The 20578-nt window shown below is 32.0% G+C and carries 20 protein-coding genes; 6 read left to right on the top strand and 14 right to left on the bottom strand.

What is annotated here, in order from left to right; all coding sequences use genetic code 11:
* The first annotated feature begins 30 nt into the window (after nucleotides 1-30).
* From ACFWV9_RS11135 to lptB, 4 genes are all read left to right on the top strand, one after another.
* The gene (locus ACFWV9_RS11135) at nucleotides 31-996 is read left to right on the top strand and encodes an SIS domain-containing protein (RefSeq protein WP_411895294.1); all 966 of its coding nucleotides are present in this window, start codon (nucleotides 31-33) and stop codon (nucleotides 994-996) included.
* Complete coding sequence (tatC, locus tag ACFWV9_RS11140; protein WP_411895295.1) at nucleotides 996-1820, top strand: twin-arginine translocase subunit TatC; 825 nt, start codon at nucleotides 996-998, stop codon at nucleotides 1818-1820. The genes ACFWV9_RS11135 and tatC overlap by 1 nt, the downstream gene beginning before the upstream one ends.
* The gene (locus ACFWV9_RS11145) at nucleotides 1813-2160 is read left to right on the top strand and encodes a carboxymuconolactone decarboxylase family protein (RefSeq protein WP_411895296.1); all 348 of its coding nucleotides are present in this window, start codon (nucleotides 1813-1815) and stop codon (nucleotides 2158-2160) included. Before tatC ends, ACFWV9_RS11145 begins: the two co-directional genes overlap by 8 nt.
* Nucleotides 2161-2233: 73 nt before the next feature.
* A complete protein-coding gene (gene lptB / locus ACFWV9_RS11150; RefSeq protein WP_411895297.1) occupies nucleotides 2234-2974 on the top strand; it encodes an LPS export ABC transporter ATP-binding protein in 741 nt (246 codons plus the stop codon).
* A 25-nt stretch (nucleotides 2975-2999) separates the two neighbouring features.
* On the opposite strand, the gene ACFWV9_RS11155 is transcribed toward lptB, so the two are convergent.
* Together ACFWV9_RS11155 and ACFWV9_RS11160 are read right to left on the bottom strand one after the other, a co-directional pair.
* On the bottom strand, nucleotides 3000-3878 hold the full coding sequence (locus ACFWV9_RS11155) for a DUF808 domain-containing protein (RefSeq protein WP_411895298.1): 879 nt from the start codon (nucleotides 3876-3878) through the stop codon (nucleotides 3000-3002).
* A gap of 20 nt (nucleotides 3879-3898) precedes the next feature.
* On the bottom strand, nucleotides 3899-4657 hold the full coding sequence (locus tag ACFWV9_RS11160; protein WP_411895299.1) for a CDP-alcohol phosphatidyltransferase family protein: 759 nt from the start codon (nucleotides 4655-4657) through the stop codon (nucleotides 3899-3901).
* Between the two features lie 142 nt (nucleotides 4658-4799).
* On the opposite strand from ACFWV9_RS11160, the gene ACFWV9_RS11165 reads away from it, so the two are divergent.
* Nucleotides 4800-5870, top strand: coding sequence for a PorV/PorQ family protein (locus tag ACFWV9_RS11165; protein WP_411895300.1), 1071 nt, complete (start codon nucleotides 4800-4802; stop codon nucleotides 5868-5870).
* Between the two features lie 2 nt (nucleotides 5871-5872).
* Complete coding sequence (locus tag ACFWV9_RS11170; protein ID WP_411895301.1) at nucleotides 5873-7036, top strand: DUF4105 domain-containing protein; 1164 nt, start codon at nucleotides 5873-5875, stop codon at nucleotides 7034-7036.
* A 5-nt stretch (nucleotides 7037-7041) separates the two neighbouring features.
* Here ACFWV9_RS11170 and ACFWV9_RS11175 read toward each other — a convergent pair whose 3' ends face one another.
* Genes ACFWV9_RS11175 through ACFWV9_RS11230 form a run of 12 tightly spaced genes read right to left on the bottom strand, consistent with a single transcriptional unit; the run spans nucleotide 7042 to nucleotide 20532 of the window.
* Nucleotides 7042-8436: a sugar transferase gene (locus ACFWV9_RS11175; RefSeq protein ID WP_411895302.1), complete on the bottom strand. Its 1395-nt coding sequence runs from the start codon at nucleotides 8434-8436 to the stop codon at nucleotides 7042-7044.
* A gap of 53 nt (nucleotides 8437-8489) precedes the next feature.
* Entirely contained in the window at nucleotides 8490-9497 is a 1008-nt protein-coding gene (locus ACFWV9_RS11180) for a glycosyltransferase family 4 protein (RefSeq protein ID WP_411895303.1), read from the bottom strand.
* Complete coding sequence (locus ACFWV9_RS11185) at nucleotides 9451-10845, bottom strand: O-antigen ligase family protein (protein ID WP_411895304.1); 1395 nt, start codon at nucleotides 10843-10845, stop codon at nucleotides 9451-9453. The genes ACFWV9_RS11180 and ACFWV9_RS11185 overlap by 47 nt, the downstream gene beginning before the upstream one ends.
* A gap of 10 nt (nucleotides 10846-10855) precedes the next feature.
* Complete coding sequence (locus tag ACFWV9_RS11190) at nucleotides 10856-11926, bottom strand: glycosyltransferase (protein ID WP_411895305.1); 1071 nt, start codon at nucleotides 11924-11926, stop codon at nucleotides 10856-10858.
* Nucleotides 11923-13041 carry a glycosyltransferase gene (locus ACFWV9_RS11195; protein ID WP_411895306.1) on the bottom strand — a complete coding sequence of 373 codons (1119 nt, stop codon included), beginning with the start codon at nucleotides 13039-13041 and terminating at the stop codon, nucleotides 11923-11925. The genes ACFWV9_RS11190 and ACFWV9_RS11195 overlap by 4 nt, the downstream gene beginning before the upstream one ends.
* Before the next feature lie 2 nt (nucleotides 13042-13043).
* Nucleotides 13044-14180 (bottom strand): glycosyltransferase family 4 protein, encoded by a 1137-nt coding sequence (locus ACFWV9_RS11200; protein ID WP_411895307.1) that lies wholly within the window; start codon nucleotides 14178-14180, stop codon nucleotides 13044-13046.
* Complete coding sequence (locus ACFWV9_RS11205) at nucleotides 14180-15568, bottom strand: hypothetical protein (protein WP_411895308.1); 1389 nt, start codon at nucleotides 15566-15568, stop codon at nucleotides 14180-14182. Before ACFWV9_RS11205 ends, ACFWV9_RS11200 begins: the two co-directional genes overlap by 1 nt.
* A complete protein-coding gene (neuC, locus tag ACFWV9_RS11210) occupies nucleotides 15558-16691 on the bottom strand; it encodes a UDP-N-acetylglucosamine 2-epimerase (RefSeq protein WP_411895309.1) in 1134 nt (377 codons plus the stop codon). The genes ACFWV9_RS11205 and neuC overlap by 11 nt, the downstream gene beginning before the upstream one ends.
* 15 nt (nucleotides 16692-16706) lie before the next feature.
* A complete protein-coding gene (locus ACFWV9_RS11215; RefSeq protein WP_411895310.1) occupies nucleotides 16707-17750 on the bottom strand; it encodes an N-acetylneuraminate synthase family protein in 1044 nt (347 codons plus the stop codon).
* Nucleotides 17743-18420, bottom strand: a complete 678-nt coding sequence (locus tag ACFWV9_RS11220; protein ID WP_411895311.1) for a cytidylyltransferase domain-containing protein — start codon at nucleotides 18418-18420, stop codon at nucleotides 17743-17745. Before ACFWV9_RS11220 ends, ACFWV9_RS11215 begins: the two co-directional genes overlap by 8 nt.
* Nucleotides 18407-19402 carry a glycosyltransferase gene (locus tag ACFWV9_RS11225; protein ID WP_411895312.1) on the bottom strand — a complete coding sequence of 332 codons (996 nt, stop codon included), beginning with the start codon at nucleotides 19400-19402 and terminating at the stop codon, nucleotides 18407-18409. Before ACFWV9_RS11225 ends, ACFWV9_RS11220 begins: the two co-directional genes overlap by 14 nt.
* 5 nt (nucleotides 19403-19407) lie before the next feature.
* Nucleotides 19408-20532 (bottom strand): glycosyltransferase family 4 protein, encoded by a 1125-nt coding sequence (locus ACFWV9_RS11230; RefSeq protein ID WP_411895313.1) that lies wholly within the window; start codon nucleotides 20530-20532, stop codon nucleotides 19408-19410.
* Nucleotides 20533-20578: the final 46 nt, after the last annotated feature.

Below are 20578 nucleotides of genomic sequence, written 5' to 3' on the forward strand. Positions count from 1 at the left end.
TAAATCTAAAAAAAGCAATAAAAATTAGTTTTGAACACAAAACAATCCATTTTAAGTACTGCAAAAAGTACTATAAAATTAGAGAGTGAGGCAATTGAGCACCTATCTGAATTATTAACTGACGAGTTTGCCGAAGCAGTAGAGTTAATCTATCATTCTAAAGGAAGAGTTATTATTACAGGAATTGGCAAAAGCGCTATAATTGCGACTAAAATAGTTGCAACATTGAATTCTACTGGTACACCTTCAGTTTTTATGCATGCTGCAGATGCTATTCACGGAGACTTAGGATTAATTCTAGAAGATGATGTTGTTATCTGCATTTCTAAAAGTGGTAATACGCCTGAAATAAAAGTTTTAGTGCCCCTTATTAAGAATGCTAAAAATAAAATGATTGCAATTACCGGAAATAAAGATTCCTTTTTAGGGCAACAGGCAAATTATGTTATGAATGCTTTTGTAAAACAGGAAGCCTGTCCAAATAATTTAGCACCTACAACAAGTACTACAGCACAATTGGTAATTGGTGATGCTCTTGCCGTATGTTTACTTGAATTAAGAGGTTTTTCTAGCAAAGATTTTGCAAAATATCATCCAGGAGGAGCTTTAGGGAAACGTTTATACCTAAGAGTTAACGATCTGTCTTCACAAAATTTAAAACCTCAAGTTGGATTAGATGCTACAATAAAGGAAGTTATTGTAGAAATTACTGAAAAAATGCTTGGTGTGACTGCAGTTGTAGATAATGATAAAATTATTGGAATTATAACGGATGGTGATTTGAGACGAATGCTCAGCAAGAGTAATGATATTGCCAATTTAACAGCTAAGGATATTATGAGTAATAATCCAAGAAGAATTTCTGAGGACTCCATGGCTGTTGATGCAAAAGAAATAATGGAAGAATTTGAGATTTCGCAACTTCTTGTAGAACAAAATGGAACATATGCAGGTGTTGTACATCTTCACGATTTAATAAAAGAGGGCATTATATAATGGCGACAAGGAATATTGACGAAATGTCTTTTTTAGATCATCTCGAAGACTTGAGGTGGCATTTAATTAGAGCTACTTTAGGCATATTAATTGCAGCTACACTAGCTTTCATCTTCAAGAATTTCATTTTTGATGTTATCATTTTTGGACCAACTAAAATGAGTTTTCCAACATATAATGGCCTTTGTAGTATTTCGAAATTAATTGGAATTAACGACACTACATTTTGCGCTGAAAAATTTCCATTCATCATTCAGAATAGAACAGTTGCAGGACAATTTTCGGCACATATTTGGACCTCAATTTATGCAGGGTTTATTATTGCATTTCCTTATGTAATATACCAATTATGGAGTTTTATAAGTCCAGGTTTAAAGGAGAATGAACGCAAAAATTCAAGAGGATTTTTATTTATAACATCTATGTTGTTCTTTATTGGTGTATTATTTGGCTATTATATTGTTACTCCGTTATCTCTTAACTTTTTGGCTAACTATCAAATAAGTGAAATGATATCAAATGAGTTTGATGTGAGCTCTGTTATAGCAATTGTGCGATCCTCCGCAATCGCCTCTGGTTTTGTTTTTGAGTTACCAATTATAATTTACTTTTTAACTAAAGCTGGATTGGTTACACCTGTATTTTTAAAAAAATATCGAAAGTTTGCTTTAGTCATTGTATTAATTTTAGCTGCGGTAATAACACCACCAGATATAGCAAGTCAAGTTATAGTTGCCATTCCTATTTTAATATTATATCAAGTAAGTATTTATATTTCGGCTGTAGTAGTTAAAAATCAAAAAAGAAAAATTAAAAATGTCTGACATAGTAAAAGAATTTAATGAATATCGCTCTAAGATGAACGACAAAATCTTAGCAGATAATAATAAAATAGTAAAACGAATTTTTAACCTAGATACCAATGCATTTCAGGATGGTGCATTAGATAAAAAAACAAAAGAACTCTTAGGTCTTGTAGCATCAACTGTATTACGTTGCGATGATTGTGTAAAGTATCATCTTGAATCTTCGCATAAAGTAGGTGTTACAAAAGCTGAAGTAAGTGAAGCTTTAGGTATTGCAACTTTAATTGGTGGTACTATTGTAATACCTCATCTGCGAAAAGCTCATGAATATTGGGAAGCAATCGAAAACCAAGGTTAAACTTTTAATAAAACTAAGCCACTAACAAAATTGTCTATATGATTTTGTTATTTTTAGCGTTGTTCTATAGAATATGAAATTAAGAGCCGAAAATTTAATGAAGTCCTATGGAGGACGAAAAGTAGTTAAAGATGTTTCACTTGAGGTTAATCAAGGTGAAATTGTTGGTTTATTAGGACCTAATGGTGCCGGTAAAACAACATCTTTCTATATGATTGTAGGTATTATTAAACCCAATGGTGGTAATATCTATTTAGACAATACAGATATAACTAAATATCCAATGTATAAGCGTGCTCAAAATGGTATTGGATACTTGGCACAAGAGGCTTCTGTTTTTAGAAAACTTAGTATTGAAGATAATATTTTAAGCGTTTTACAACTCACAAAACTGAGTAAAAAGGAACAACACGAGAAAATGGAATCTTTAATAGAAGAATTTGGTTTAGGCCATATAAGAACCAACAGAGGAGATCTACTATCTGGAGGTGAACGTCGTAGAACTGAGATAGCGCGTGCATTGGCTACTGATCCTAATTTTATTCTACTGGATGAACCTTTTGCTGGTGTAGATCCTGTAGCGGTTGAGGACATACAACGTATTGTGGCTAAACTCACCAAAAAAAATATTGGTATTTTAATTACTGACCATAACGTACAAGAAACTCTTGCTATTACAGACCGTACTTATCTAATGTTTGAAGGTGGTATCCTAAAAGCTGGTGTACCCGAAGAGTTGGCTAGCGATGAAATGGTGCGTAAAGTTTATTTAGGTCAGAATTTTGAACTTCGAAAAAAGAAATTAGAATTCTAAACTAGTAATAAACTACTTAGTTTAATTATTGGCTATCTTTCTTTGGTAGAATAAATGTTACTCCCTTAACTATTAGCAAACAAATATTACCAACTACAAGGCCAATAATAAAGTCTCTCAGAATATTTGGAATACCTTCTAAAACATGATGGAGATATTCAATATTATGCACAAAAATACCACCTGAAACGAGCAAAAGTGCTAACGTTCCAATAACTGATAATGACTTAATAATAAAAGGCAAGGCCTTTGTTAGTCCAACACCAAGATTATATAAGAATCCAGTCTTTGAATTACTATTTTGTATAAGCTTAAACCCTAAATCATCCATACGTACAATTAAAGCAACGATGCTGTAAACACCGATAGTGGCAATAAGAGCCACAATAGTAACGACAATAATTTGTTTAGTTAGGGACTCTTCAACTACAGCACCCAAGGCAATAATTACAATCTCAACCGAAAGAATAAAATCCGTTATGATTGCAGATTTAATTTTTGTTTTTTCAATTTTTAGTAATTCCTCTTTAGATATATTTAATTGTGCCGCTAGGATTTTTTCTTCTTTACGATGAAAAAAGAATTCATAAATTTTCTCAGCTCCTTCATAGGCTAAATAAAGTCCACCAATCACCAAAACAACAATCACCATTTTTGGAACAAAGGCACTCATTAAAAATGCCAATGGTAAAATGATGATTTTATTAATTAATGATCCTTTAGATATGGCCCACAAAACAGGAAGTTCTCTTGATGGACTGAAACCTGAAGCTTTCTCTGCATTAACAGCTAAGTCATCGCCCAAAATTCCTGCTGTTTTTTGAGTTGAGACTTTAGTCATTGTTGCAACATCATCCATTAGTGTCGCTATGTCATCTAGTAAAGCAAATAAACCTGAAGCCATTGATTTAAATTATTAAATTCTTAATTAATTTGTTTCTGGTCTGATAATGATAACAGTATATAAAGAATAATAATAACCGGTAGTGCCGCAAATTGAAGCACTATTAATGCAACAACACTAATTATTAAGAAAATATAGCGTATTGCATTAGTTTTAAAACTCCAATCCTTAAATTTTAGGGCAAATAATTTGATATTTGAATTCAACAAATAACAACTCAATAGTGTAACTCCAATTAAGAACCATTTATTAATAATTATTGAATTCATTATATCATTATTCTGAAATTCTAAAATCATTGGTAATGATAATATGAGTATTGTATTTGCAGGGACTGGAAGTCCTTTAAAATACGTTTGCTGGTCTTCATCTAAGTTGAATTTTGCCAATCGATATGCAGAGGCTAACGGAATTAAAAAACCAATTAAAGGTAAAATAGATAATTTAAAACCTTGCCAATGAAAAACTGAATTCCAATTTTCATTATAAGAGGCAAAATCTGGTGCATCTACAGTCAATGATATTAATTTAAACATAATAACACCTGGAACCACACCGCTTGTTACTAAATCTGCTAAAGAATCTAGTTGTATCCCTAATGGACTTTGAACATTTAGCTTTCGTGCAATAAGACCATCAAAAAAATCAAAAAATATTCCTATGAAAACAAAGAGTGTCGCTACAACGAAATTTCCGTAGACAGCGAAAACTATTGCTACACAACCAGAAAAAAGATTAAGTAAGGTTATAAAATTAGGAATGTGTTTTTTGATATTCATTCTTCAACTTTCCGTAAAAATATAAAACTATTTTACTCCTATCTCAATAATTGCACAAATTATCCTTCACATACAATAAGAACTGGTATTTGAAGTTTATTAGATAGAAAATATTGTGCATCTTTGTAAAAAAATATTGCTGTTGAAAAATTACCTAGTAATTCTCTTAACACTTACCACACTTGTTATTGCAGCACAAAGCACCAGAAAATATTCAAATGAATTTATGAATATTGGTGTTGATGCAGCATCTTTGGGTATGAGTAATGCGGTTGTGTCTCAAACTGCCGATGTAAATTCTGGCTATTGGAATCCAGCAGGACTCGTACATGTTGAAGACAAACAAGTGGCACTAATGCACTCTAGTTACTTTGCCAATATTGCAAACTATAACTATATCGCTTTTGCAATGCCACTAGACGACAGAAGTGCTGTTGGAGTTTCACTTATTAGGTTTGGAGTAGATGACATTTTAGATACTACTCAGCTTATTGACGATCAAGGTAATATTAATTATGATAGAATAAGTACATTCTCTACGGCAGATTATGGTCTTACTTTCTCTTATGCCAGAAAATTACCCTTAGATGGTCTAAACTATGGTGTTAATGCTAAAATAATAAGGCGTATAATAGGTGACTTTGCTTCTTCATGGGGATTTGGGCTCGATGCTGGTATACAATTTGAAACTGATAATGATTGGAAATTTGGATTGATGGCTAGAGACATTACAACAACTTACAATGCTTGGGCTATTGATGAAGACAAATTTGATCAAATCAGTGGTGCGGTTGAAGGTGAAAATCAGGAGCTACCAGAAACAACTGAAATAACAATTCCTAAACTTCAATTAGGAGTTTCAAAAAAGTGGGTATTCAATTATGATTATTCCTTATTAGCCGCAACTAATCTTATTGTAAGATTTGAAGAAAATAATGATGTTTTTTCAACTTCATTCGCGAGTATAAATCCTGCTTTGGGATTTGAGTTTGGATATACAGACCTTGTGTTTTTAAGAGGTGGCGTTGGTAATTTTCAGAACGAGCTTCAAATTGATAATTCTGAATCATTGACATTTCAACCAAATTTTGGTGTAGGCTTTAAGTATAAGGGCATTCAAATAGACTATGCCTTTACCGATATTGGTGATCAAAGTGCTGCCCTTTACTCTAATGTCTTTTCATTAAAGATAGACTTTGGTATCTTTAGATAATTATGAGATTAATTTTTACCCTAATCATTGGCTTTTTATTTATTGATTCTATTGGTGCTCAACAAATAAAACTTTCTCCGAATGCGGAAATTTCTATTTTAACTGTTGGCCCAGGTAGATCATTAAATGACGCCTTTGGTCATAATGCTTTCAGAATTAAAGATAAATCACGAGGTATTGATGTTACCTATGGTTATGGAGAATATGACTTTGGAGCACCTAATTTTTATTTGAAATTTGCTAGAGGAAAATTAAACTACCTTATAAGTAGACATAATTATTCTGATTTTTACAATCATTATGTTTATTATAACCGTACAGTTAAGGAACAAGTACTAAATTTATCAACTAACGAGAAACAGGATTTATTTGACTATCTAGAGAATAATTATAAGCCTGAAAACAGAAGATATCTTTATGATTTCTTTTATGACAATTGTGCTACTAGAATTAGAGATGTCTCGCAAGCAGTTACTAAAAGCTCAATAACATTTAATTCACCTGAGGGTTTTGAACAGAAAACCTTCAGAGAATTAATCTACGAGCACGTGGATAAAAATACTTGGGGAAGTTTTGGTATTGATTTAGCCCTTGGTTCCGTAATTGATCAAAATGCCACACCTGATGAGCATATGTTCTTACCAAAGTATATCAATTCATTTTTCGAAAATGCTACCAAGAATGGCGCAGAAGGATTAGTAAAACAGTCCTCAACCGTTTATGAGAAAAAAGCTGAGGAAGATTCTTCTATATTTTTATTGAGTCCACTATTTATAAATAGTCTTTTAGCATTCATTATAATTATTATCACTTATAGGGACAGCAAAAATAAATCTAGAAGTAAATGGTTAGATGTTACATTGTTTAGCACTACCAGCTTAATTGGAATTTTACTTTTTTTGCTCTGGTTCGCAACAGATCATAGTGCAACTGCTAATAATTATAATTTATTATGGGCATTTCCACTGAATTTTATTTTAATCAGTCAGTTGACAAAGAATACCATGAAAAATTGGGTGAAAGGCTATCTAAAGTTTTTAATTATAATGTTATGCCTATTAACACTTCACTGGTTAATTGGAGTACAAGTTTTTGCCATAGCATTAATTCCATTACTTATTGCCATGTTTATAAGGTATCTTTATCTGGTAAAAAACTTTAACTAAGATAATTACTGTCCCCTATAATAGAGAACTGTACTCAATGTTTTAATAATAATACTAAAGTCTATAAATAAACTTCGATGCTTTATGTAATATAGATCGTATTGCAATTTAATAAGACTGTCATCTATTGAAGACCCATATCTAGAATTCACTTGTGCCCAACCCGTAAGGCCTGGTTTTATAATATGACGCATTTCATAAAAAGGAATTATTCTTGACAACTCATTAACAAAAAATGGGCGTTCTGGTCTAGGGCCAATAATACTCATTTGGCCTTTTAGTACATTATAAAATTGTGGAATTTCATCTAGCCTTGATCGACGTAAAAAATGTCCAAATTTTGTTATTCTCTTATCTCCTTTTTCTGCCCATTTTACACCATCTTCCTCAGCGTTTATAACCATAGTTCTCAATTTAATAATTTTAAATGGTTTACTGTTACGACCAATACGCTCTTGTATATAAAACAACGGACCTTTATTTCCTAGTAGGTTTCCAAAAAAAACCAATGGTAGAATAAGAATTCCGAACAATAGTCCAATTATCGAAAATACTATGTCAAAAGTGCGTTGAAAGAACCTATAAAGCTTATTCTCGTTGCTCCTGCTATATGGAAAGTATTTATAGAAATCCTTACCAACAAATTGAATGGGTACTCTTTGAAGTAATTCTTCATAAACTTGAGTATAATCACGTATTTTAAAACCGCGTTCTAAAAGTAATATCAAATCATGATAAACTTGAGAAACCATTGCCTCAGTATTAAAACTGGCAACTAAAACTTCAGATATACTTTCTCGCTGAATAACCTCTAAGAAATCCTTGGCTGGAAATTCTTTTAAACCCTTATACTTCACTGATTCCGCATCAGAATCTTCACTGTTTAAAAAGCCAACAATCTTATAATTTGGATCTGAGGTATCTAGTGATTTTACTAATCCTTCTATATTGGAAACATCCCCAACTAATAAAATGCGTTTATAAAAGCGAGGAGATTCAATAAGTTGAGTGTAGGCAATCCTCCATAAAAAAATAGATATAATTAATATTAGATAAAAATAAAGTATCTGCACTCTTTGTTCAGGGAGTACTGGTGAAAGAAATGGCGTCAATAAATAGAACAAAACAAGTACAGATATCGCTAATATAATGTTCCTAGCAGTTATATCTAATTTACTAGCTTGTTGCAGGTCATATAACTCAAAAACTGTCCCAAAAATAGTAACGTAAAGACCCAGTAAAATTAAAGGAATAATATTTTCTTCACTAAATAATAAATAATCAAAATCAGTGAATAAATTTAAAGCATAAATACCCAAATAGACCATTGCCAAATCCATGATCCGTAGAAGAACCTTTCGTTCGGACACTTCAAAGTGTATACCTTTTTTATGCTTCATTATTAATCCTGGGAGATTATGTAAAGATATAAAGTATAAAGTAGATTACAATTTTATTGCAAAAGAAGTTCCCATTTAGGTTTTACGATTTCCCAATCAAATTTCTCTACTTTGGCCCTAGCATTACTAACAAGAGATTTTTTAAGACTATTATCATTAATTATCTCAATTATAGCATTACTCATAGCTTCAGCATTATTAGGAGGTACTAGTAATCCTTCCTTTGTGTCTTCAATTAAATATGGCATACCTCCAACATTAGTTGATATAATAGGTAATCCAAGTGCCATTGCCTCAATTACACTTACAGGTGTATTATCAATACTTGTTGTATTTATAAAAATATTATGACCTTCTGAGATCTTAATCCATTCTTTTTTTGAAAGTTTCCCAGTGAACAGAACATTCAACTTTTTTTCATTTGCAATTTGCTCTACTCTTTTCAAAGAACCATCAATCTCTGGTCCAATCATTGTGAGAGTTGATGAATATCCCTTTTTCTTTAAATTTTCCAATACCATTATAGCCAATTCTGGGTTATAAATTGATGAAAACGATCTTACCCAAAGCAATTTTATTTCTTTGATTTCTCTGTTATTAAACTTATAGTTATCGATTTCAATTGTATTGGGTATGAAAATCGAATTATCATAACCATGATTAGCGAAAACAGATTTTAAAAATTTTGAGGGCGTAACTAACTTATAAGCTCCCTTGAATAGTAAACCACATAATTTTGGGTTTCTAATTAACCTTTTCTCTAAATTTCCACCATGTAGAATTGGTATGTACTTATTCCCTAACAACTTACAAACTTGACTTACAATTAATGCATAATAAAAATTAGCTGTACTATAAGTATCTATTAAAACATAGTCCGTTTGAGTACTATTTCTGAAAACTGACCAAACCATATCTAATAATCTCAAAACCTTATTGGTTTTTTTAGAGGCAACACTAACGGTACAGAATTCACTCAATTTTTTACTAAGAGTATCTATTGTAGTACTAGTTTTACCTTTTTTTGATAATGCGTTTCCTATGTATAGGACGTTTGTCATATTGAACATTTAAAAGTGCTAAAGCATATATAAATCCTGGTGCAGCAATACGCATGGCCGAATGGTTTATCGTGGCAAACCAAAATCCAAGCATAGAATAAAAAAATATATTTCGTCTATTTTCTAATCTATAAAGTAATGGAATAAACACTAAAATTAATAAAATGAAAAATGCAAACATGCCATGCTCTGAAAACAATCTACTTAATTCATTATGCGATGCTTTTAGTCCTAAACCTTTTTTAAGTCTTAATTCCTTTGCACCGTTCGCTCCAACTCCAAGAATTGGGTTTTCAATAAACCCTTGCAAGTCGTCCATAAATAAGGTCACTCTTCCTGTAGACAAATCTTCTTTTGCGCGACCAGAAACATCTTGATTTGCATAACGCTTATCAATTAATCCCATAGTTTGATTAGAACTAATTATCCATACGGCCGCACCTAACAAACCAAACAAAAAGAACGTATAGAAAACCCTTCCTTTCATTTTGCTGGTTGATTTTCTATACAAAAGATATAAAAACGCAAAGATGATTATAATAGCTGTAACGATACCTCCTCTGCTAAAAGTAACAATGCCTCTAAAGCTAATAAGACCTAATAATACACCATTAAAAATCTTAAGGGTCATTGTTGGTGACTTCATAAATAACCTGACGGTAAGTGCTAACATGCCAAGGCCTAAAATAGTTGCTACCTGGTTAGGTCCAAAACCACCAGATGTCGCAAAATTTGATTGTGTACCACGTAACACATCTTTTATACTAGGATTATATAAAAAAAGATAGATTGACATGGTAATTATTGGCAAACTTATATAGAGTAATGCGTTAATAAAATCACTCATTGACAGCTTTTTGTCAAGAAGATAAATTGCAGAAATTCCTAAGCATACAGGACCACTTAATACAAATGCTATATTAGTTCTGAAATTAGAATCAAATCCTATAGTAAGGTAAGCTACAATAATTGATGGAACCAGTAAAACCAAATAAATCAAATATGGATATGCCTTACTTGACAACCCATTATAAACCAAACCTATTAATCCAAAAAGTATAACGAGATATTTAGATCCTTCATAGAAGAAGGAACCCGAAGTCATTCTAAACAAAACTTCAGAACCAACAACATAGCAACAAGCAAATATTACCTCTTTTGGTTTATCAACATCCTTTGCAGAAAATATGCGATATAAAAAATACAATACAACAAAAACAAAATAAACTTTAGAAAATCCAGGAATAAATAGAATAAGAAAAGCCAATAACACATGTAAAAGCACTAAGGTGAGATAATTCTCCTTGTTACTCTTTTTATATTTACCTCGTATTGATTTATATCCCAAAATTCTAAAGTTATTTGTAATAATACATTTTGAGTTTTTCTATTATACTTTCTTTTGAATAGGCTTCTTTTACTTTTTTATTAAAATTAACGGATACTGTTTTCCTTTGCTTCGGATTATCTATATAATATGTAAATGCATCGGATAATTCTTCATAATTCTCTGGTTCTACTAAAATTCCCAATTCGTTAGAATCTAAAACCTGCCTACAGTCACCAACATTTGTTGCTATAACGGCCAAATTCCCCAAACCATATTCCAGCATTGCAATTGGCAATCCTTCTGATTTAGAAGATAACACACCTATTTCAGTTTGAGAAATTATGTTCTTAATATCTGGCTTACTTCCATAAAAATAAATAGAATTATTCAGTTTCTTTTCATTTACAAATTGCCTTATTGAAGTAGAATAAGCATCTTCAAAATCCTTCCCCACACAATGCAGAGTCCAGTCAGTATTGGTAACAAATACCCTTTGAAAAGCTTTAAATAAATTTAAATGATCCTTCTGAGGTCTTAAATTTGCTAAACACAAAATTCGTTTCCCGTCTAACCCACTAAGTTTTGTAATAGGATCTACTTCTTCTAATACTACAATGTTTTGTATAAACTCAATATTCTTACACCATAAGTGTTTCTGAGACCATTTTACGAGTATTTGATTAACACAAAATATCTGATTGAATAGTAGTGAGCAAATCTTTAAAACTAATTTGGGTCGTTTAGTCAATTGTTCGCTGTTCCCATAGTGATCGTGCCAAATAATTTTAAGTTTTGGGTTAAAGCATTTTACTAATGAAGCAAAAAAGAAAGAGGTAGCATGTGCATGTACAATTTTAATTTCATTCTCATTTAAATAGTGGTTGAATCTTCTTAATGCAGCAAAATCTAAACTAGATTTTTTGTTCAAAAATAAATACCCAACCTCTTCTTTTAATGAGGATTTTAGTAAGCCCTCTTTTCTTGTCGTACACAAAAATGATCCATCAATTTCTTTGACTAACATATTGGCATAGGTAACCGCTAGACGTTCTGCACCTCCCGCGTCTAATGAGTCTATTAATTGTATTACCTTAGTCATTCTGTTAGTATATCATTAATTTCTTCAGCTTGCTTTTCAATAGTGTATTGCTGTGACCAAGTTTGAGCCATCTCAGATATTTTAGTTAATTTTTTTGATTTAATGACAGTATAAATTTCTGAAATTGCTTCTTCTAAATTATCATTGATTAAAATACCTCTGTTACCATAATCTAACATCCAAGGAACACAAGAAATTTGTGTTGAAATAGGTATTACTCCAAAAAACATTCCTTCGGCAAGTGTCTTAGGCCATCCTTCACTTTTAGATGGTAATATGTTAAAGTGACTTGTTTTTAAGCTCTTCTTGATTTTTTCTTTGTTAACATTTCCATGAAGACTCACGGATTCTCTTAAAGAATTGTTCTTAATATATTCCTCCAAGAGAGGCTTTAATTTACCATCACCAAAAATTTCTAATCTACATTTTAAACCAAGTTTATTAAGTCCTTCAATAATGTTTATAGCCATTAAAGGTTGTTTACCTTCCACCAAAGTTCCTATAAATATAAATTTTAAAACTTTTGAATAATCTCTTTCTTTGAATTCTTCTTTTTCCTCATTATAAAATGATGCAGCAAAAAAAGATCGCATATTTTTAGTTTCATTTGGCCACGCTCCATATACTAATGCCGTCATGTTTTTTGACCAAAAAGGGTTAGAATAGATATTTTTTTGAAATCTATAGCCTAATGGCTGTTCACTCTTTGGATCCCAATTACCTGCGTATCGCATCGTTTTTTTCTTTTTTGGGAAAAACAATTGAACCAAGGCTGCTATGGCGGCAATGTTACTAGGGCTTCTAAAATGTAAATGGTCAGCTTTTCGCATTACACTGAACATTCTATATAATATAATTGGTAAGTTGAATAATAATTTAAACACGCCTACAACTGATTTTAATTTGAATACAGGCATTATAACTAAACTTACATTTGGATGCGTATAGGGAATGTCTATATCAGTTATTTCAGTGGTATTAGATAAAGGAGCTACTACTATTACTTTCTTAAAATGAGAATTCCATATATCAATTTCTCTCACATAAGGGGCATAACCAAAGTATTTTCCTTGATTTTCTTTGTGCTGAACTAATGTGAAAATTGCTAAAGTCATTTCTAAACTTCAATTAGTCTTTGGTAAAACAGAATGTTCTTATCAACGCTTGTATTAACATTAAAAGTATTTAAAACAAATTCCCTAGCTTTTCTAACGATAGTTAATTGTTTGTCTTCGTTATCTAAAAACCAAATTACCTTTTCTGCTATATCATATATATCATGTGGATTACACAACAAACCTGTTTCATAATCCTTGATAGATTCTTTTCCAGGACCAAGCGTTGAAAAAACAACGGGTTTCTGCATTGCCATTGCCTCTTGTGCCACCAAGCCTTGAGTTTCCATATGTGAAGGAAAAACACAAACATTAGCTAATGCGTATTTTTCCGGTAACTCCTCAAAGGGAATTGCACCATGAAATGTAACATATTCATCAACAATGTCCTTATATTTCTTACGTAACATTTCAGTATAAGAACTACCATCTTTATAATACCATTCTCTTCCATAGATATTTAACTTAATATCCGGAAACTTATTGGCAATAAGTTTCATAGCCATTATCAATTGTCTAACACCTTTTTTTTCGCAAATAGTACCAACAAATGTGATATTGTTAACTTGTTTCTTTATAGAAGTTCTAGGGGAAAATAGTTCGGTATTAATTGGACTGTAAATAACTTCTATTGGTTTGTTACTGTAAGATAAATACTTTGCTGTATGACTTTTTACAAATTGAGAAACTGCAACAAAACCATCTGCCTTTTTAAATGATAATTTTTCCTTAAATCCTTGCCACCAATGAACTTTTCTATTTTCACTTTCGGCAAAAAAATGATGACCACCGTGTAATCTAATCACATATTTTATTGAAGGATTCTTTTTGATAAATGCCAATCCTAATTCAGCTGATTCAACAATATCTACTGGTGATTCTTGGTTAATAAATTCTATTTTCTTTGAAATACTATTAGTATTGAACAAAAACTTCCCGATTGGAACTGTGGAAACTGGCAACCGATAAATCTTAACGCCTTTATCATCTAATTGCTCCTCTACTGGCTTATCACCAATTCCAACTATTGATACTTTATGACCAAATTTGACCAGTGCACCGCTAAAAGTTTGAAGAAAACTGCCGACTCCTCCTGATTTCCATAATGGGTATTCGCTTGAAATAAAACATATGTGCATCACACTAACAGTTTTGAAAGTTTCTCAGAATTTTCATCGATAGGAAACTGAACTATCCTTTCCATCCACTTCTTGCTATCTTCAATCAATTGTTCTGATCCATTTAAGATTGAATCAATGGCCGAGTCAATTTCATCTTTGTTATTAATCCAACCTACAGGATCTAATCCCTTAAGCGAACCAAAATGATGATATTTATAAATGAATTCAGTGCTCCAATTAGGATCTTTAACGATATCATAATTAAGGTAAAAACATGGCTTCTTCGAGGATGCAAAATCCAATGCCATTGTACTACCTAAATTTATTACACCTTGACAGTGGTGGGCTAAATTTACTTGCAAATCTATATCGCTATACTTTGAAAAATAACCCACCCATGAGTTTGAATCTGTATGCCAAATAGGATCTATAGAAAAAATTACATCCTTAAACTTATCTATTACTATATCATAACGATTGGTGAAATCTACAGGACATCGCCTAAAAACCAACTGTACATCCCTGTGATTCTTTGAAATTCTATCAGCAATATCATTTAAATAGTTAGGATCATAAGGTGACGTAAGTTCATCATCGCCACTGAAACAAATCCAATTTTTATTTGCATCCAGCCCATAAGTTTTTGCAAATGATGTTCTATCTAGAATTCTATTTTCTTGGGTATAAAATTCAAACTGAGGTGTACCAACAATTTTAAGTTGTTCTGTTTCTATTTCCGGATAAAATAAAGCCATGTCTTCAGCCATCAAATTACTCCATAATGCATAATAGTCTGCAGAAACACAAAGCCTAGCCTTTGGTAAATTATCCCATGAAAATATGGCCGATACTGATTTAACACCCAACTCTTGTGATGCTAAACAAATAGGCATCAAACCAGCTACTCGTTGATGGGTAATAAAAATACTGTTGGCCTTTAAATCGTTTAATTCCGATTTATAAGATTCAATAATACTTTTAGACCAATATTCCTTACTTAGATTTTCAAGTTTTAAAATTCTATGGTAATTCGATTTTGCCCATGATCCAACTAACTCCGCAAACCTGTATAAGAGTTTTAACTTATAATTTCCTCTTGGCCTTCTCCAATTAAGTAACAAGGTTTCATTATTAGTCTTATTTTTAAAAAAATGTAACCTAGCATATGTGGCACTTTCTCTATAAAGTCGTGTTAGGATTGACTCTTTGTGTAATTGAAGATATTTATAATTAATATCTAAACTAGTGTGTACTTTCTTTACCTCATCAAAGGCATTTTCAGGAAGTGAAGACCAGATTGTAATTTCTGAATGTTTGGCTAAATAACTCAATACATTTGAATACAGATAGTTCTTAATACCAACACCATCTGGAACTATTACAACAACATGAGTTTTATGCGTCATCTATATCTTTAAATTGTTTTTGATGATCTATACTCCATATGTCTTTAGATTCTAAACTTTTTAAGAACAAGGAAGCACTATCACCAAAACCAAATATCCGCATTTTTTTCAATTCAATTGAGCCTATTCTATCGATAGCATTAACAATGTTATCTACAATAGCGTCACAATTAACTACGCTAGACAACTTAACTCTATTTTTCTGTCTTGTGCCAATATCGATACTAGGTATACCATAATAAGGTGCCTCTCTTACACCAGCACTACTGTTGCCAATCATAAATTCTGAATTTTTCAGTAACGTCAGGAAATATTCAAACCTAATTGAAGGGAAAATTCTAAACTTAGGGTTCTGTTTTAATTCTGCATAAGCTTCTATAATAAACTGACTCCCTAAGTCATTATTTGGAAATATGAGAACATAATTTTTATTACTACGTTTCAGAGCCTGCACAAAATTAATGGCATCGCTCTTTATAGTATCAACTTCTGTAGTTACTGGATGATACATTGCCACAGCATAGGTATTAAAGGGAATTTCGTAATAATTTTTAACCTCTTCTATGGTAGGTAAACCATCCGAAAACATGACATCAATATCAGGAGAGCCTATTGTGTATATGGATTCAGGCAGTTCACCCATTTGTATAAGTCGTTTTTTGGCTTCATCATTCGATGTATAATGAATGTGGCTCAACTTAGAAACAGAGTGCCTAATAAGTTCGTCTATTGTACCAGAAATCTCACCTCCTTCAATATGTGCAACTAAAATATTATTTAGACTACCTACTATAGCACCCGCTAAAGCCTCAACTCTGTCACCATGAACAACTATTAGGTCTGGCTGAATCTCTTTTACATAAGCCGAAAATCCTTCAATAGTTTTTGCTAATGTAAGGTCCATTGTGGTCTCGTGTGTATGATTACTGAATGTATGGATATGTTCGTAACCACAGCGTTCTACCTCAAGTAATGTATAGCCATATTCGTGCATTAGATGCATTCCTGTGACAAATATGTATGGTTGAAAATGTTCTTTATCCTCAACAGCAGAGATTAGACCTTTGATTTTACCAAAATCTGCCCTTGTTCCTGTTAAGAAAACAATTTTTCTATTATCCATTACTAACTACGATCCTTAATTAATATCCTCCCAAGAAACTTGTTCATCTTTTTTGATTGTTCTTTTTGCTGTTTTACCTAATACATTATTAAAATGCTCAGCCAGTATTTCTCCAGTTCCTGGCCGTTTTACCCAAATATTATCCTCAGTAAACGCCTCTCCTTCCTTTATATCTTTTATTGTACAGACAGTTGCAAAGGCAAAATCTATAGTCACTTGCTCTTCTTTTGCTGGCACTTTAGTTCCTCCTCTCATTGTCCAGACCTCTTTACTGGCTTCTACCAAAGCTTGGCTTTCTTGTTCATCCATGCTACAGATAATGTCTGGACCAGTTCGTGACATATAATCTGTAAAATGACGTTCTAATATTGAAGCCCCAAGTGCTACTGCGCCAATACAAGCGTTATTATTTAGAGTATGATCACTTAGTCCAAAAACCTTATCTGGAAAAGCATTTTGAAGCTCCATCATTGCCCCAAATCTTACTAAATGACTTGGTGTTGGATACAAATTTGTAGTATGTAATAAGGCCACTGGGACACTATATTTGTCAAATACCGCAACTGCCTTAGATACACTTTCAATAGTATTCATACCAGTACTCATTATTACTGGTTTTCCAAATTTTGCAATATGTTCTAGCAATGGATAGTTATTGCATTCTCCTGAACCTATTTTATAAGCTTCAACATTCATTCTTTGCAAACGATTTGCTGCAGCACGAGAAAAAGGTGTAGAAATAAAAATCATGCCTTGTTCTTCAACATAATCTTTTAATGCAATTTCATCTGCTTCATTTAAAGAACATCGTTCCATGATATCATAAATTGAAACATCGGCATTACCCGGTATTACCTCCTTTGCGGCACCACTCATCTCATCTTCTACAATATGTGTCTGATGTTTTACAACCTCAATACCTGCGCGTTTAGCCGCATCAACCATTTGTTTGGCTACATCTAAAGAGCCTTCGTGATTTATCCCTATTTCTGCGATAACCAAAGGAGGGAAATCCTGGCCTATTTTTCTACCTGCTATAGTAATTATTGGTTTACTCATCTGAATAGTTTTTTACTATAAACTGAGCATAGTTTAAATCTTCTATTGTGTCAATATCAACAGATGCAAAAGGATGTTCAACTATAAATGGAAAATTGTTATCTCCTAATATTTTATCGTTTAATATTAGGTCTGACTTAGAGATATACAATAATCCATTTTCGTAATAAAGTGGTTCCAAATCCTGACTTCGCTGTCCCATTTTATAAGTGAAGGGTTCATACTTACCATCTTTAATTTTACCCAATTTTTTATCATTAAGACTTACAGTCATTAAACTATCACAATTATTTTCTAGAAATTCTTTATATGCCTTTCTTAATAGTTCTTTTGGGCGTAAAGGATTAGTAGGTTGTAATAAAATAATCTCATCATAATTCTTATCTAAACAAGTAAGCACATGTTTTAATGCTGAGACTGTTGTTGAGTTATCCATAGATATCTCTTTAGGCCTATCAATAACCGTTACACCCATTTGATGGACAAAAGATTTAATGTCATTACAATCAGTCGATACAATAATATCTTCCGCTATATCTGAATTTTGTTTTGCAAAATTTATACTATGGGCAATAAGTGGAATACCATTTAATTGCTTCAAGTTTTTACGAGGTAAACGTTTTGAACCACCTCGCGCCGGAATAATAAATACTGAATTACCCTTTGCCATATATTAAATTAAATAGTCTATGAACAATTCTTTTCTTTAGTCTATACATATTGAAATTGATAGGCTTTGGTTTAAAATTAGGTAAATTAAATTTGTTAAAATCATCTGATATGGATTTAGCTAACTTCAAATTATTATTCTGAACTTCCTGCATCCAGTCCTCAACATTATTTCCCATATGATAAGCGTAGTTATTATATGTTGAGAGTCTCATGCCACCTGAATAATTAATCGGTTGATCACAATACAAAAACTCCGAATTATTACCCACTAAAATCAATGAAGGTTCAACCGGTACCGTAGAAAAGAATAATTCTCGACGCATACTTAAAATTTGATGACCGCTTCCTGCGATTGCTTTTACACCACCCGATTCTATAACAGGCCATTTGGCATTTTTATCTGTTTCTAATTCCCAATGAAAACTTTTTAAATATTCATTATGGGCTTTATGATTTTCTGGTATGGCTTCGTATTGAAATTTCACCTTTTTGGTGAGCACTTTACTTAAGGTTGAAGACGTTTCGTAATTTTTAAAATTTCTACATGGAATTGGTGAAACAGAACCTACATTTTTAATAATAGTAAATATCTTTTCTACCTCATTCTGCCAACCATATTTAAATAAAATATCTACATCAACAAGAGTAATAATAGGTTCTCTACTGGATCTGGCTGCACCAATTAAGGCGTCTATCTTACCAATGTTTTTGGTATGATATATAACACTGTTTATACTATCATCTTCTAGTTTTGTTTCTAAGAACTCGCTGACCTCATTACATGATGCATTATTAACAACGGTAATTGCGCAATTAGAATTTGTAGTTGCAATTGCGGAGTCTAAACAAAGTTTAAAAACCTCAAGTACGTTTTTGTAATAGCCATCTAAAGATGGGATAAAAACAACTATTATGACACGATGCTGAAATTCAAGCTCAATCTTCTTGGATTGTTTTTGAGGATTCATTCCTACTCTCATTGCCTCTAACTTATTAGTTTTTGTTTTGCCTCCTCAATAAATCGGTTTATTACATTACACCAATTATCTAAACTATATAAGTCCTCAGGAATTCTGTCTCTGAACTTATTCCCTTGTCTTTCCAATTCTAATATCGAATTATTCATGGTATCGACCCATTCTGAAACAAGATTAGGATGTTCTATCAAAACTCCATATGCACCATCTCCTAGCACCTCTCTGACTCCACCTTGATCTGAAGCAATAATATAACAGCCACAATGCATGGCCTCTGCTAAGACAATACCAAACCCTTCTTTCCATAATGTAGGAAACAGATAAACATCAGACATTTGATAGTACTTTGGCAACTCCTCATTAGGTACTCTTTTTAGGTTAACAACACCTTCTTGACTTATTTCTCGATTAACACCAGCAACCAATAATTTAGTATTTGAGTTTTCAGAATGAACTTTTTTAAATGCATCTAATACTATGTGCAAGCCTTTTTTAGGTCTGTCCTGAGAACACCACAAGAAAATTGTTTCGTCATTTAAAAAACCTTCTTTTGACCTCTGTGTTTGTTTCTCTTCGACCGTTATACTCTTAAATCTAGTCAAATCGATTCCATTATGTATAACTCTAGCTTTATATGTACATTCATCATAAAAACTCAAATATTCCTTATAAGCTAAGCGCGTTAAAAAGAATAATTCATTAATACTTCCTAAGAACTTTTTGCCTTTTTTACGAGAAACTATTGGAGCAAAACCATGGAAATAGTACTGTATGTAAAAATCATTTCTATTATAATTCTCGCTTATATGATTATTGATTGGTATTACAATACCACTATTATCAATAATTTGAAGCACATACTTTTTATTGGGCTCTATAATTTTATCTAGTGCTTCTAAATAATTGCTATATAAACTTTTAGACGGCAACTTATTTTTTATTTTGTCAAGAACATTGGTCTTTCGCAGAAATTGATAGGATATGGTTTTTATATGAGTTTGAGGCTCAGGACAAACAATATGATTAAAATGATGGCCTTTATTATGGAACAAATAGTGATACATATTTGTCCAACTCGCTACCTTATGGAAAGGCAAGGGTAATTCAGAAATTAATATTACTTCAACGTCCATAATATTACGATACTAATCAAATATTTTTGGGATTTGGTACTGTAAT

The sequence above is a fragment of the Winogradskyella sp. A2 genome (assembly GCF_046762865.1).
Taxonomy (GTDB): Bacteria; Bacteroidota; Bacteroidia; order Flavobacteriales; family Flavobacteriaceae; genus Winogradskyella.

Coding starts and splice junctions, on each gene's coding strand:
- tatC (WP_411895295.1), top strand. CDS start 996: ATGGCGACAAGGAATATTGACGAAATGTCTTTTTTAGATCATCTCGAA.
- ACFWV9_RS11145 (WP_411895296.1), top strand. CDS start 1,813: ATGTCTGACATAGTAAAAGAATTTAATGAATATCGCTCTAAGATGAAC.
- lptB (WP_411895297.1), top strand. CDS start 2,234: ATGAAATTAAGAGCCGAAAATTTAATGAAGTCCTATGGAGGACGAAAA.
- ACFWV9_RS11155 (WP_411895298.1), bottom strand. CDS start 3,878: ATGGCTTCAGGTTTATTTGCTTTACTAGATGACATAGCGACACTAATG.
- ACFWV9_RS11160 (WP_411895299.1), bottom strand. CDS start 4,657: ATGAATATCAAAAAACACATTCCTAATTTTATAACCTTACTTAATCTT.
- ACFWV9_RS11170 (WP_411895301.1), top strand. CDS start 5,873: ATGAGATTAATTTTTACCCTAATCATTGGCTTTTTATTTATTGATTCT.
- ACFWV9_RS11175 (WP_411895302.1), bottom strand. CDS start 8,436: ATGAAGCATAAAAAAGGTATACACTTTGAAGTGTCCGAACGAAAGGTT.
- ACFWV9_RS11180 (WP_411895303.1), bottom strand. CDS start 9,497: ATGACAAACGTCCTATACATAGGAAACGCATTATCAAAAAAAGGTAAA.
- ACFWV9_RS11190 (WP_411895305.1), bottom strand. CDS start 11,926: ATGACTAAGGTAATACAATTAATAGACTCATTAGACGCGGGAGGTGCA.
- ACFWV9_RS11195 (WP_411895306.1), bottom strand. CDS start 13,041: ATGACTTTAGCAATTTTCACATTAGTTCAGCACAAAGAAAATCAAGGA.
- ACFWV9_RS11200 (WP_411895307.1), bottom strand. CDS start 14,180: ATGCACATATGTTTTATTTCAAGCGAATACCCATTATGGAAATCAGGA.
- ACFWV9_RS11205 (WP_411895308.1), bottom strand. CDS start 15,568: ATGACGCATAAAACTCATGTTGTTGTAATAGTTCCAGATGGTGTTGGT.
- neuC (WP_411895309.1), bottom strand. CDS start 16,691: ATGGATAATAGAAAAATTGTTTTCTTAACAGGAACAAGGGCAGATTTT.
- ACFWV9_RS11215 (WP_411895310.1), bottom strand. CDS start 17,750: ATGAGTAAACCAATAATTACTATAGCAGGTAGAAAAATAGGCCAGGAT.
- ACFWV9_RS11220 (WP_411895311.1), bottom strand. CDS start 18,420: ATGGCAAAGGGTAATTCAGTATTTATTATTCCGGCGCGAGGTGGTTCA.
- ACFWV9_RS11225 (WP_411895312.1), bottom strand. CDS start 19,402: ATGAGAGTAGGAATGAATCCTCAAAAACAATCCAAGAAGATTGAGCTT.
- ACFWV9_RS11230 (WP_411895313.1), bottom strand. CDS start 20,532: ATGGACGTTGAAGTAATATTAATTTCTGAATTACCCTTGCCTTTCCAT.